Source organism: Ruegeria conchae, from assembly GCF_000192475.1.
In the GTDB taxonomy this organism is placed as follows: Bacteria; Pseudomonadota; Alphaproteobacteria; order Rhodobacterales; family Rhodobacteraceae; genus Ruegeria; species Ruegeria conchae.
The window spans coordinates 690,834-703,934 of sequence record NZ_AEYW01000006.1 but is presented as its reverse complement, the minus strand read 5'-3'; the positions used below and the strand labels follow the sequence as shown (position 1 = coordinate 703,934).

The 13,101-nt window shown below is 56.2% G+C and carries 12 protein-coding genes; 2 read left to right on the top strand and 10 right to left on the bottom strand.

Features of this window, described 5'->3' with window-relative positions:
* Positions 1–17: 17 nt before the first annotated feature.
* Positions 18–716 (bottom strand): corrinoid protein, encoded by a 699-nt coding sequence (locus tag G7G_RS0108000; RefSeq protein WP_010440291.1) that lies wholly within the window; start codon positions 714–716, stop codon positions 18–20.
* Between the two features lie 319 nt (positions 717–1,035).
* On the opposite strand from G7G_RS0108000, the gene G7G_RS0107995 reads away from it, so the two are divergent.
* On the top strand, positions 1,036–2,091 hold the full coding sequence (locus G7G_RS0107995) for a PA0069 family radical SAM protein (RefSeq protein WP_238528771.1): 1,056 nt from the start codon (positions 1,036–1,038) through the stop codon (positions 2,089–2,091).
* A 9-nt stretch (positions 2,092–2,100) separates the two neighbouring features.
* Here G7G_RS0107995 and G7G_RS0107990 read toward each other — a convergent pair whose 3' ends face one another.
* The 3 genes from G7G_RS0107990 to gltX all read right to left on the bottom strand — a co-directional run bounded on the left by G7G_RS0107990 (position 2,101) and on the right by gltX (position 6,031).
* On the bottom strand, positions 2,101–3,042 hold the full coding sequence (locus G7G_RS0107990; RefSeq protein WP_010440289.1) for an autotransporter outer membrane beta-barrel domain-containing protein: 942 nt from the start codon (positions 3,040–3,042) through the stop codon (positions 2,101–2,103).
* Positions 3,043–3,214: 172 nt separating this feature from the next.
* Positions 3,215–4,510 (bottom strand): citrate synthase, encoded by a 1,296-nt coding sequence (gltA, locus tag G7G_RS0107985; protein ID WP_010440288.1) that lies wholly within the window; start codon positions 4,508–4,510, stop codon positions 3,215–3,217.
* Positions 4,511–4,624: 114 nt separating this feature from the next.
* Positions 4,625–6,031, bottom strand: a complete 1,407-nt coding sequence (gene gltX / locus G7G_RS0107980; protein WP_010440287.1) for a glutamate--tRNA ligase — start codon at positions 6,029–6,031, stop codon at positions 4,625–4,627.
* 78 nt (positions 6,032–6,109) lie between these two features.
* Here gltX and G7G_RS0107975 point away from each other — a divergent pair, with 78 nt between their 5' ends.
* The gene (locus G7G_RS0107975; protein WP_010440286.1) at positions 6,110–8,137 is read left to right on the top strand and encodes a ComEC/Rec2 family competence protein; all 2,028 of its coding nucleotides are present in this window, start codon (positions 6,110–6,112) and stop codon (positions 8,135–8,137) included.
* Here the strand turns inward: G7G_RS0107975 and lexA are convergent.
* The 6 genes from lexA to G7G_RS0107945 all read right to left on the bottom strand — a co-directional run bounded on the left by lexA (position 8,131) and on the right by G7G_RS0107945 (position 12,948).
* Complete coding sequence (gene lexA / locus G7G_RS0107970) at positions 8,131–8,829, bottom strand: transcriptional repressor LexA (RefSeq protein ID WP_010440285.1); 699 nt, start codon at positions 8,827–8,829, stop codon at positions 8,131–8,133. The genes G7G_RS0107975 and lexA overlap by 7 nt on opposite strands.
* Positions 8,830–8,899: 70 nt before the next feature.
* Complete coding sequence (locus G7G_RS0107965) at positions 8,900–10,072, bottom strand: molybdopterin molybdotransferase MoeA (RefSeq protein ID WP_010440284.1); 1,173 nt, start codon at positions 10,070–10,072, stop codon at positions 8,900–8,902.
* Complete coding sequence (gene moaC / locus G7G_RS0107960; RefSeq protein WP_010440283.1) at positions 10,069–10,542, bottom strand: cyclic pyranopterin monophosphate synthase MoaC; 474 nt, start codon at positions 10,540–10,542, stop codon at positions 10,069–10,071. The genes G7G_RS0107965 and moaC overlap by 4 nt, the downstream gene beginning before the upstream one ends.
* Entirely contained in the window at positions 10,542–11,354 is an 813-nt protein-coding gene (gene trpC, locus G7G_RS0107955; RefSeq protein ID WP_010440282.1) for an indole-3-glycerol phosphate synthase TrpC, read from the bottom strand. Before trpC ends, moaC begins: the two co-directional genes overlap by 1 nt.
* Entirely contained in the window at positions 11,351–12,370 is a 1,020-nt protein-coding gene (gene trpD / locus G7G_RS0107950) for an anthranilate phosphoribosyltransferase (RefSeq protein ID WP_010440281.1), read from the bottom strand. The genes trpC and trpD overlap by 4 nt, the downstream gene beginning before the upstream one ends.
* Positions 12,367–12,948, bottom strand: coding sequence for an anthranilate synthase component II (locus G7G_RS0107945; protein ID WP_010440280.1), 582 nt, complete (start codon positions 12,946–12,948; stop codon positions 12,367–12,369). Before G7G_RS0107945 ends, trpD begins: the two co-directional genes overlap by 4 nt.
* Positions 12,949–13,101 lie beyond the last annotated feature (153 nt).

Here is a 13,101-nt window from a genome sequence, read left to right as displayed (position 1 = left end):
CGGTATGGTCGCGTGCCTTAGCCGGCCAGTTGGTTGTGCTTGCGCGACATGAAGTCCTTGGCCATTTCCACCGCCACGGCTGCGTCACGGCAATAGCCGTCAGCACCGATCGCCTTGCCAAACTCTTCGTTCAGCGGTGCGCCGCCAACCAGAACGGTGTATTCATCACGCAGCCCCTGTTCGACCAGTGTGTCGATTACCACCTTCATGTAAGGCATAGTCGTTGTCAGTAGGGCGGACATACCCAAAATGTCGGGCTGTTCGTTTTCTAGCGCTTCCAGATAGTTTTCGACCGGGTTGTTGATTCCGATATCGACAACCTCGAACCCGGCGCCTTCCATCATCATTGCAACAAGGTTCTTTCCGATGTCATGGATGTCGCCTTTGACCGTGCCAATAACCATCTTACCGACACGCGGAGCACCGGTTTCAGCTAGCAATGGCTTCAGGATTGCCATGCCGCCTTTCATTGCGTTGGCGGCCAACAAAACTTCAGGCACGAAAAGGATACCGTCGCGGAAGTCGTGGCCAACAATTGTCATGCCACCAACCAGTGCTTTGGTCAGAATATCGTATGGCATCCATCCGCGCTCGAGCAGGATGTTCACACCTTCTTCGATTTCTTCCTTCAGGCCGTCATAAAGGTCATCGAACATCTGTTCGACGAGTTCGTCGTCATTCAGTTCGGACAGGACGATGTCTTCTTCATCGGACATGGGTAATTCCCTGAGCTGAGTGGGCTTGCGGCCCGGGTGGCATTTTTTCCGTTTTGGCCATTTCGTCGCAGGACTACTGTGACGATTGCGACCTAGGTCGTTCCGAGACCGACCTATAGGCCGAATTTTGGCGTCGGGCGACCTCGAATTCTGCAAGATCATCCTGCATTTGTTTCATTTGTTCTGATTTCCTTCGCGCAGACCGATTTCAAAAACGCCTCAAGGTGATCGGATATGAAACAGGTGTAATCCTTGCCATTGGGCCCAGCTTTAATTAATACTGACACTCGGAACATATGGTGAACAAATGGCCGTAAGAATGAACCATCCGGGCCGGGGAGCGGCATCAAATTCAGCGGGTCGATTCGAGAAGTATTTGACCGAGCTGACCGAGGATGGGTGGGATTTGTTCGAAGATCTACCTCCGCTGCGGACCGAGGTTCAGGACGAAGTGGCCCGCAGTCTGATCACCTACAACAAATCACCGGATTTACCTTTTGATCGTTCGATCAATCCATATCGGGGTTGCGAGCATGGTTGCGTTTATTGTTTTGCCCGGCCAACCCATGCATATCTGGGCCTGTCGCCAGGGCTGGATTTTGAAACACGTCTGATCGCACGCCCCAATGCCGCAGAGATATTGCGACGGGAGCTTTCTGCGCGACGCTATAAGGTGGCTACGATTGCGTTGGGCACTAACACCGATCCATATCAACCGATTGAGAAAAGCCGCGAGATAACAAGAGGCTGTCTTCAGGTGTTGAGTGATTTTCAGCATCCAATCGGCATCGTGACAAAAGGCACATTGATCGAACGTGATCTTGATATCCTGGCGCCCATGGCCCGCTACGGTCTTGTGCGGGTCGGGATTTCGCTGACCACTCTGGACGCTAATCTTTCCCGCCAGATGGAGCCACGTGCACCTTCTCCACTGCGCAGGTTGCGCACGATTCGCGTCCTGACCGAAGCAGGGATACCGGTGCGCGTTATGACCTCTCCTGTCGTGCCGGGTTTAACCGACCATGAGCTTGAGAAGCTGTTGGAGGCCGGCAAGCAGGCGGGCGCGGACGCCGCAAGCTGGATCATGTTGCGGCTGCCGCGCGAAGTGTCCGAACTGTGGCGGGAATGGCTGACCGAGCATCAGCCGGGCAGGGCCGAGAAGGTTATGGCGCGGCTAAGGGAGATGCATGGAGGAAAAGAGTATGATCCGCGTTGGGGTCATCGAATGCGGGGCGAGGGGACTTATGCCGAAATGATTGCGCAACGGTTCAGCGCCGCCGTGAAACGGCTGGGACTCGCCGTAGACCTACCACCGCTGAATTGTGCGGATTTCGCGCCACCGCCCCAGTCTGGTGATCAGTTAAGTTTGTTCTGAATTCATGAGTCAGAAGCTGATACCGATTCCGGCCGAGAAACCGTTTACCGTATCGCTTCCATAATAGCGGACCATGAAACGGGTCGTTGATACCCAGGGCACCCAGGTATCGGATAGATCAACCTCAATCCCGCCACCGACGCGGGCAAGCCAATCCGTGCCCAGCACCAGTGCCTGATCCCCGATCAGATAGGATACCGACAGATCACCAACCCATCGAACCGGGCGCCCGAACATACGTTTACCCGTTGGAAAACGATATCGTGACCAAAGGACGGCATTCGCGGCAGTCGATTCAACCAAAAGGTCTTCGTTGTCGCCGATAGGCCAATACTCGATATGCGTATAGCGCAGGCTTGCTTCGAACTCCCGATCATTAGATAGCGATTTCTCGTACGCAACTGTCATCGAGCCACCCGCGCCACCTGCCCAGATACCACCGCTATCAAGGTAATCCCGGTCAAGGCCAAGGCGGTTGGCAATGGCTTGCGCCCCTATCGATGCATCGGATTGCGTGCGCCCGACCGAAATATGGGCCATCGGAGTCAGTTTCCAAAACTCCCCAATGTCAAACTGATAGCCGACTCCACCAGTGAGGGCGAGGCTGGTCCATTTCAGAGGTACACGATTAGTTTCTCCGGTGCCGCTGAAGGTCAGAACAGGATCATAGCGCGCGTATCCGATGTAGCCTTCGAGATAGATCGGTACGCCTTCGGCAAGACGAAATCCGCCACCCAGCTGTGCGGATTTGAAATCGTAGTCGCGATTATCCGTGTTCGATTGCAACGAAATTGCACTCGCAGAATCGTCCGGGATGCCTGCCAGCCCCAAAATCGCAAGCGAGCCAGCAGCATTTTCCTGCTGCTGCTGTTCAAAAGCTCTTTCAAGCAGGCTTTGTGCGGCGGCGGTCTGTGCAAACAGCAGCAAAAGGAACACAAGGGCGGAACGCATGATAACCGGAATCTTATTGCTGGACGCAGCAACACTAGGTTGGGTGGCGTGCCGCGAAAAGAACGAACAAGGCGCAAGTCCAAGATTGCCTCAGAACGGTTTCTTTTGGGTAACGGTAGGAACAAAAAAGACCCCGGCTAGGCGGGGCCTTCATTTCAACTTCTGTCACCGATCAGCGGTTTTCGATATCTACGTAGTCGCGGCTTGTCGCGCCCAGATACAACTGACGTGGACGACCGATTTTGTTTTGTGGATCGGCAATCATTTCCTTCCACTGGCTGACCCAGCCAACCGTACGCGACAATGCAAAGATCGGAGTAAACATCGAGGTTGGGAAACCCATAGCTTCCATCACAATGCCCGAATAGAAGTCGACATTCGGGAAGAGTTTCTTTTCGATGAAATATGGATCTTCCAGGGCCTGCTTTTCAAGCGCCTTGGCGACCTGAAGTTTAGGGTTATCTTCGATACCCAACAGATCAAGAACTTCATCTGCAGACTGTTTCATCACAGTCGCGCGCGGATCGAAGTTTTTGTAAACGCGGTGGCCAAAGCCCATCAGGCGGAACGGATCGTCTTTGTCCTTGGCGCGTTCAATGAACTCGGGGATGCGGTCTACGCTGCCGATCTCTTCCAGCATTTCAAGGCAGGCCTGGTTTGCGCCGCCATGGGCCGGACCCCAGAGGCAGGCGATGCCCGCCGCGATACAGGCGAACGGGTTCGCACCAGACGAAGACGCCAGACGTACCGTCGATGTCGACGCGTTCTGTTCGTGATCCGCCTGCAGCATGAAGATACGATCCATGGCGCGTGCCAAAATCGGGTTCACCTCGTAGTCTTCCGCAGGAACTGCGAAACACATTTGCAGGAAGTTCGACGCATAGTCCAGATCGTTGCGCGGATACACGAAGGGCTGGCCAATATGGTACTTATAAGCCCAAGCCGCGATCGTCGGCATCTTTGCAATCAGGCGATGAGACGCGATCTCGCGCTGACGCGGATCCGAAATGTCGGTCGAATCGTGATAGAAGGCAGACATGGCGCCGACCACGCCGACCATGATGGCCATCGGATGCGCATCGCGACGGAAACCGCGGTAGAAATACTGCATTTGCTCGTGCAGCATCGTGTGGCGCGTGATGGTAGTCTCGAATTTCTCCAAATCTTTTGCCGATGGCAGTTCGCCATAAAGCAGCAGGTAGCTAAGTTCGAGGAAGTGAGATTTCGATGCGATCTGCTCAATCGGGTAACCACGGTGCAGGAGTTCGCCCTTGTCACCATCAATGAAGGTGATGGTGCTGTCACAGCTCGCCGTCGACGTGAAACCCGGATCATAAGTGAATACACCAGCTTGACCATAGAGCTTACGAATGTCGATCACGTCGGGCCCCGCAGTCGGAGAAAATACCGGCAGATCGTAGCTTTCGCCGTGGACAGTCAGTTTGGCTGTTTGTTGGCTCTCGGTCATGTTTATCCCTTCCTCATTCGTACAGTTGCCGGATCGCTGTCCGTCAAAGCAGGCAACGACTGCGTGGTGTCGCGCAGTTCGTTCTTAGTGGAGCAGCATTACCCGAATGTGAAATCAGTCAGGGTTAGCTGCATCATCAAGCCGCGCCAGGGTTTCATTCCGCCCAAGCACAAGCATCATGTCAAATACCGAAGGTGTAACTGCCCGGCCTGCCAGCGCGGCCCGCAGCGGGCCGGCCAATTTGCCGAACTTAACCCCGTTCGCCTCTGCGAACGAATTCAGGGTCTCCTCCAGTTCGTTCCGAGACCAGCTAGCATTTTGCAGCTGCGGCGTCAATTCATTCAGTATACCGTCGGATACTGAGGTCAGGGCCTTAGCCGCCTTCTCGTCCGGTTGGATAGGTTTGGACGTCAGAACAAAATGGGCTTTATCAAGGAGTTCCGGGAAAGTGCGCGCTCGATCCTTGAGGCAATACATCGCACGCGCTAGATCACTCGATTGTGTTTCGGTCAGCTGTGATTTGTTTGCTGCAGACAGATAATCCTGGATTTCCTGCTGCAGCGCAGCATCCTCTCCGATGGCAATATGTTGTCCGCATAGGTTTTCCAGTTTCTTCAAATCAAACCGTGCGGGACTTTTGCCGATCCCTTCCAGATCAAACCACTCTTTGGCTTGAGCATCAGTAAAGAATTCATCGTCTCCATGGCTCCAACCAAGGCGTGCCAAATAATTGCGCATCCCCGCGGCAGGATAGCCCATGGTTTGATATTCCTGCGCACCCAATGCGCCGTGGCGTTTGCTGAGTTTTTTTCCATCCGGGCCGTGTATTAGTGGGATATGAGCCCAGACCGGGATGTCCCACCCCATCGCCTCATAGATCATCATCTGACGGGCAGCGTTGTTGAGGTGGTCGTCACCCCGGATCACATGAGTCACGCCCATGTCGTGATCGTCGACCACAACCGCCAGCATATAAACCGGCGTACCATCCGAGCGCAGCAGGATCATATCATCAAGCTGATCGTTGCGAATGGTCACGTCGCCCTGCACCTGATCACGGATCACGGTGGAACCTTCCTGCGGCGCTTTGATGCGGATCGCATAGGGAGCATCTGGATGCGTGGCTGGGTCGGCATCCCTCCATGGGCTGCGAAACAGCGTCGACTTACCTTCGGCGCGCGCCTGTTCGCGGAACGCAGCGATTTCCTCTTGGGTCGAATAGCACTTGTAGGCCTTGCCCTCAGCAAGCAACTGACGCGCTACCTCGGCATGACGGGCGGCACCTTCGAATTGGCTGATAACGTCCCCGTCGTGATCCAGCCCTAGCCACTTCATACCCTGTAGGATCGCAGCCGTGGCTTCCGGAGTCGAACGTTCCCGATCTGTATCTTCGATCCGTAACAGAAACTTGCCCCCGCGGCCCCGCGCATAAAGCCAGTTGAACAGAGCGGTGCGCGCGCCCCCGATATGCAGAAATCCGGTGGGAGAAGGGGCAAAGCGAGTGACGACCTGATCGGACATTGTGTGGATTAACCTTTTGGTAACCTTAGCGGGCATAGTTTGGCGACTATCTACCCAGCCCGAAGGACGGGGGCAACCATGCGTGTTCTGACACGGGTCGAGACCGCATTGCTGATCCAGCGGGGATATCTGTTCCCGTGGTCTCCGGTCTGTCTAGCGGTCGGGATCGGCTGGTACTTTAGCCTGAGGTTTGAACCCGGCGCAGGCGTGTACGCAATGGTCATTGCGTTTGTGTTGTTGGCGATTGGTTCCAGTCTTTGGTTGAGAGAGGCCTGGCGCCCGCTGCCCATCGGGATGTCGCTGATTGCGTTGGGTTTTCTGCTGGCCGGAACGCGGGCCCATATGGTTGCAGAGCCGGTCTTGCAATGGCGCTATTATGGCCCGGTCGAGGGGAGGGTCATAGCGCTGGACCGCTCTGCGTCGGATGCGCTGCGGGTTATGCTGGATCAGGTGCGGATTGTCGATATTCCCCCTGATCAAAGGCCCGGGCGCATCCGACTTTCGATACATGGCGATACTGTTGCGTTGTCCCCGGGTCAGCGGATCATGACCACCGCACACCTTTCTCCGCCGCAAGGTCCGGTCGAACCGGGTGGATTTGATTTTCGCCGCCACGCCTGGTTCCAAAGGCTTGGCGCAGTTGGATATACCCGTGTTCCAGTTTTGTCTTCGGCCCCGGCTCGCGATGGTCAAAGCGGTGTTCGTATTACGGCGTGGCGTATGGCGATCTCGGACAGAGTTCGTGCAATTTTGCCTGGCGAGATCGGTGGATTTGCTGCCGCCGTTACCACAGGGGATCGCAGCGGTATGAGCAAGGCCTCGCTTGAGTCCTTGCGTGCCTCAAATCTGGCGCATCTTCTGGCGATCTCTGGATTACATATGGGCTTGCTGACTGGTTTTGTATTCGTGGCATGCCGCATCGGATTGTCCATGGTGCCTATGCTGGCCCTGCGTTTGCCTGTACGAAAAATGGCGGCGATCTGCGCCTTAGCCGCTGCCACCATCTATCTATTTCTCTCTGGCGGAAACGTCGCGACCGAGCGCGCATTTGTCATGGTCTGCGTCATGCTAGGAGCCGTGATGCTGGACCGCCGCGCGATCTCGCTACGGGCGGTGGCCGTTGCCGCATTGATCGTATTGGTACTGCGCCCTGAATCACTGCTGAGCCCCGGGTTCCAGATGTCATTTGCTGCGACGACCGCTCTGGTCGCGGGTTTCGGAGCCTTGCGAGACTATGGTCCAATGCCCGGTCCACTCTGGATGCGGCGGGTGTTGGCCTTGTTGATTTCATCGGCGATCGCGGGGATCGCAACTGCCCCCATCGGAGCGGCTCATTTCAACACCGTGTCCCACTATGGATTAATCGCAAACCTCGTCTCGGTCCCGGTGATGGGCACTCTGGTCGTCCCGAGCGCCGTTGTCGCAGCACTTCTTGCGCCATTCAGGCTTGAGGCAATCGCACTGCACGTGATGGGTTTGGGGCTGAATTGGATCCTAGCGGTTGCGTCCTGGGTTTCGGGACTTGAAGGTGCGCGGGGATTTGTTGTTAGCCCAGGCCCATTTGTACTGCCCATTACGGCAGTGTCTTTCCTCTGGTTGATTCTGTGGCAAGGGCGCACGCGATGGATTGGATTGGTCCCGGCGGTAGTTGCTATTGCGGCGTGGGGGCAGGGGAGCCGTCCTGATGTTCTGATCGCAGATACCGGTGGGCTCGTCGGCGTGATGACCGATCAAGGCCGTGCGCTGAGTAAACCAAAAGGCAGCGGTTTTGTCGCATCGGTTTGGTTGGAGAATGACGGAGACGACGCGGATCAGCCAAAGGCGGCGAAGCGCTGGCCCGAGTCCTCAGGCGGTGTCCAACGTTATCTGCTGGGTAACAAAGAGCTAGTGCACCTAACAGGCAAACGCGCTGCGCTGGCCTTTGGAGAGTGCCGGCCAGATCAAATTATTATCGCGTCAGTTTCGTTGTCTCTGACAGGTGCATGTCAGATCTATGACCCGGATGCACTGCGAAGCACAGGCAGTCTCGCCATTTCCAAAGGGAGTTTGCTCACCAGTTCAGAGGCTTCAGGGCGCCGCCTGTGGTCACCTCAGCCCCGTCAGTAGCTACGGATCAAACCAACCAACCGACCCTGTACTTTCACCTTATCCTCGGGCAACACACGCGTCTCATAAGCCGGGTTTGCTGCTTCAAGTGCAATGGCCTGACCGCGACGGAAAAAACGCTTTAACGTGGCTTCTTGATCTTCAACCAGCGCCACTACGATATCCCCGTTATCTGCTGCCGTGGTTTCACGGATCACGACAACATCGCCATCATTGATACCGGCGTCGATCATCGAGTCGCCCCGCACTTCAAGCGCGTAATGTTCACCGCTGCCTGAAATCATCGAGCCCGGCACTGCCACGCGGTGTGAAACATGGCTTATCGCTTCGATCGGGACACCCGCCGCGATCCGCCCCATGACGGGCAGTTCCATCGCATCAACGGTGACGGGTTCGAAATTCGCTGGGCGGGTCCCTTCGGGCCGGTCACCTTCAATCACGCGGGGTTTGAAGCCTGCCGTCGGCTCTCCACCAAGGCTTTCGGGCAGCTTGACGATTTCAATGGCGCGTGCCCGGTGAGCAAGGCGGCGGATAAAGCCACGTTCTTCCAGCGCCGTGATCAATCGATGGATCCCGGATTTGGAACGCAGGTCCAACGCAGCCTTCATTTCATCAAAACTGGGCGGAACACCGTCCGCTTGCACGCGTTTGTGGATGAATTCCAGCAAATCCAATTGCTTCTTGGTCAGCATCGCTCGCACCTCATCGCTCATGCGTTTTCTTTTGTTCTACGCATGTTCACGTTTTGTGTCAACGGATTTGCTAGATAGGCAGGTAGGTGACCTTATCACCGGGAGGGCGCGCGGGATCATTGGGCTGTCGTACCAGCAATGCGTTTGCATGTGCTAAAACACTGAGAAGTGAGCTGTCCTGATCGTCACACGCCCGAATGCCATCGCTGTCCACAATCGCGCGCATATAGTGTTCGCGCCCACCGTTTTCAGTGAGTGGTGCCTTCAGCTGGGCCTGCTGCAGAGGTGGAAGTACATCTTCTATTCCCAGCATGCGCCGCACCATCGGAACCAAAAACAGATACCCACAGACCATTGCGCTAACCGGATTGCCGGGCAGGCCAACCATTGCTGCGTCGCCGAGGCGTCCAGCCATTAGTGGTTTACCCGGACGCATGCGGATTTTGTAGAACGACTGCTCCAGCCCAAGGCCTTCCGAGACATCTGCAACCAGATCGTATTCTCCGACCGATGCTCCGCCGATTGTCACCACGAGGTCCGCGCCTTGCGCCAGACCAAAAGCTGTTTCCAGAGAGCCAACCGTGTCTTGTGCGATCGGTAGCACGCGCACATGCGCACCGTTGTTTTCAAGGAGCGCTTTCAGGCCAAACGTGTTTGACGCGATGATTTGATCGGGTCCTGGCGTCTCGCCGGGCATCACCAGTTCATTGCCCGTCGATATCAATGCCACCACAGGTTTACAGGTCACAGGGACGGAGGCGATATTCATCGCAGCTAAAAGCGCAATATCCTCGGGCCGGAGCTGGCGTGGGGCCTTGATTTTGGTGCCGACGGCGAAATCAATGCCAGCAGGGCGGACATTGGTCTTTTCTCCGGGAGGGTGAGTGATGGTGATCAGGCTGTCTCGGCGCTCGACATCTTCTTGAATAACGACGAAATCCGCGCCGTCAGGCATCGGCGCACCCGTAAATATTCGCACTGCTTGACCGGGCCCGACCTTGCCTTCAAAGCGCTTTCCGGCTGCGGATTCGCCGATCACTTTGAACATCGCGTGCAATTCAACTTCGGTCGCTTTCACCGCGTATCCGTCCATCGAAGACGCTTCAAAAGGGGGTTGATCACGTGTTGCGGCGACGTTCTGCGCCAAGATGCGACCACCTGCCGCTGCAAGATGAACCGTTTCAGCAGACAGAGGCGTGACAAGTTCGAACAATAGGGCTCGGGCGTCTTCGACGGAGATCATGACGCCTCGTAACGACCTGATTTACCGCCGTCTTTCAAAAGAACTCGGATGCCGCCAATCTCCATTGCCTTATCCACTGCCTTAGTCATGTCATAGACAGTCAAAGCGGCGGTTGAGACCGCCGTCAGCGCCTCCATCTCGACACCAGTTTGTCCCGCAGTTTTGACGGTGGCTTCGATCTGCACGCCGGGAAGATCCGGATCCAGGGTCAGCTCAACCGCAACTTTGGTAACGGGCAGAGGGTGGCACAGCGGAATTAAGTCCGGAGTTTTCTTTGCGCCCATGATGCCAGCGAGACGCGCAATACCAAGAACGTCGCCTTTCTTGGCGCGACCTTCTGAAATAACATCATAGGTTTCCCGTACCATCCTGATGTGACCTGCGGCGACTGCAACCCGGTCCGTGACGGCCTTATCGGACACATCCACCATGTGTGCCTCGCCCTTGGCATCGAAATGCGTCAGTGGCATCACATCACTCCGGGGATGAGTGGATTGGCCAGTAGCGAACGGGTTGCGCTGGCCACATCGTCTTGCCGCATCAGGCTTTCGCCAATCAGGAAACAGCGCGCGCCATAGCGGGCGATATCAGCAAGGTCAGCAGGCGTGCTCAGACCGCTTTCGCACACGATCGTGCGATCTGCTGGAACCAACTTCGACAGGTGGCGTGTCGTATCAAGTGTGGTTTCGAAGGTTTTGAGATTGCGGTTGTTTATCCCGATCAGAGGGCTTTTTAGCTGTGTCGCCCGCTCTAGCTCCTCGGCGTCGTGTACTTCGATCAGAACATCCATACCCCAGTCGAACGCTGTCTGCTCAAGCTCTGCAGCTTGCGCATCTTCAACCGAGGCCATGATGATCAGAATACAGTCCGCACCCAGCGCACGGGCTTCGACCACCTGATAGGGGTCATACATGAAATCTTTACGCAAAGCGGGCAGAGAACATGCTGCACGGGCTTCAGTCAGGAATTCCTTTGCCCCTTGAAAGCTAGGTGTATCGGTCAGCACCGACAAGCACGCAGCTCCTCCCGCTTCATATGCTTCGGCCAGCGCGGGTGGGTTAAAGTCTTCGCGGATCAATCCCTTGGAAGGGCTGGCTTTTTTAACCTCGGCGATCAGCCCATAGCCAGATCGCGTGGCTTTGTGCAGAGCTTCTGCAAACCCCCGGACCTCTGGTGCGTTGCGCGCCTCTGATTCTAGTGTTTCCAGCGATTTGGCTGCCTTGTCTGAGGCGACTTCTTCAAGCTTGTAGGCTTTGATCATGTCCAGAACGGTCTCGGTCATGCGGTTTCCTGTGTAATGCGTGCCAGAGCGTTGATCTTTTCACGGGCTTTGCCGCTGTCGATGCTTTCAGCGGCCATAGCCACCCCTTCACGCAGATCACTGGCGGCATCTGCGACAACAAGTGCGGCGGCAGAATTCAGCAGTACAGCGTCACGGTAGGCCGATGGCTGGCCGTCCAGCAAGGCACGGAATGCGATGGCGTTTTCTTCCGGTGTCCCGCCGACAATATCCTCGAATGGGTGGACTGGCAGACCTGCGTCTTCAGGGTGAAGCTCGACCTCTTTGACAACGCCGTCCTCAACGGAGGCGATCCAGCTGACGCCTGTAATCGTCAACTCGTCGGTCCCGTCCGAACCATGCACCAACCAGGCATGCTCGGCGCCCAGCAGGCCCAGAGTTTCGGCCATTGGGCGGATCAGATCACGGCTAAACGCTCCGGTCAGTTGGCGTTTCACACCAGCCGGGTTGGTGAGAGGACCCAGAATGTTGAATATCGTGCGCGTACCAAGTTCTTGCCTCGAAGGCATGACATGGGCAATCGCAGGGTGATGCATCGGCGCCATCATGAATCCGATACCGACCTCTTGTAACGCCTTTTCAACCACTTCCGGGCCAACCATCACATTAATTCCAAGCTGACCAAGCGCATCCGCCGCACCGGATTTAGAACTTAGGTTCCGGTTGCCATGTTTTGCAACGGTGACACCGGCACCCGCCGTTACAAAGGCCGTGGCCGTCGAGATGTTGAGCGTTCCCTTGCCGTCACCACCGGTGCCCACGATATCCATTGCTCCCGCCGGGGCCTTCACAGCGTTGCATTTAGCGCGCATTACAGCAGCGGCAGCGGCGTATTCATCCACCGTTTCACCGCGTGTGCGCATCGCCATTAGCAATCCGCCGATCTGGCTCGGAGTCGCGGCACCGTCAAACAGGATTCCAAAGGCCTGTTCAGCCTCGGCACGGGTCAAAGGTCGATCGGCCGCAGCACCAATCAGCGGTTTCAGAGCATCGCTCATGCGGGGACTTTCATTTCATTCAGGAAATTCTTGAGCAGGGCATGACCGTGCTCGGATGCGATGGATTCCGGATGGAACTGGACGCCGTGAATGGGAAGCTCTTTGTGCTGCAAGCCCATGATGGTGCCAACCTCAAGTTCGGCGGTGATCTCAAGGCACTCGGGCAAGCTTTCGCGTTCAACGACCAATGAGTGGTAGCGGGTCGCCTCGAATGGTGACGGCAAACCAGCGAATACGCCTTTACCAGTGTGATTCATCGTGCCCATCTTGCCATGCACGATCTCATGGCATCGCACGACCTTTCCGCCAAAGACCTGACCAATGGTTTGATGGCCGAGGCAGACTCCCATCAGCGGTGTCTGCGTTTCGGCTGCCGCTTCGGTCAGCGCAAGGCAGATACCTGCCTGATCGGGATCACAAGGGCCGGGGCTCAGCAGGATGCCAGCCGGGTTCATCGCCATCGCTTCCTGTACGTCCAGCGCATCATTCCGGCGCACGACCATCTCGGCCCCAAGTTCGCCCAGATAGTGAACGAGGTTGTAGGTAAACGAGTCATAGTTGTCGATCAGCAGCAGCATTTGGGCACTTATCTTCCTATCGGCATTTCAGACTGGCGATGCAGCCCTTGAGCGCGGTATAATGTCGGGACATACATGCTCAGGCTTGTGCGGCAGCGTCAAGAGGACATACCCAACTTGGCGCAGTGCAAGTGAGCGCCGCAGAAGATGGCG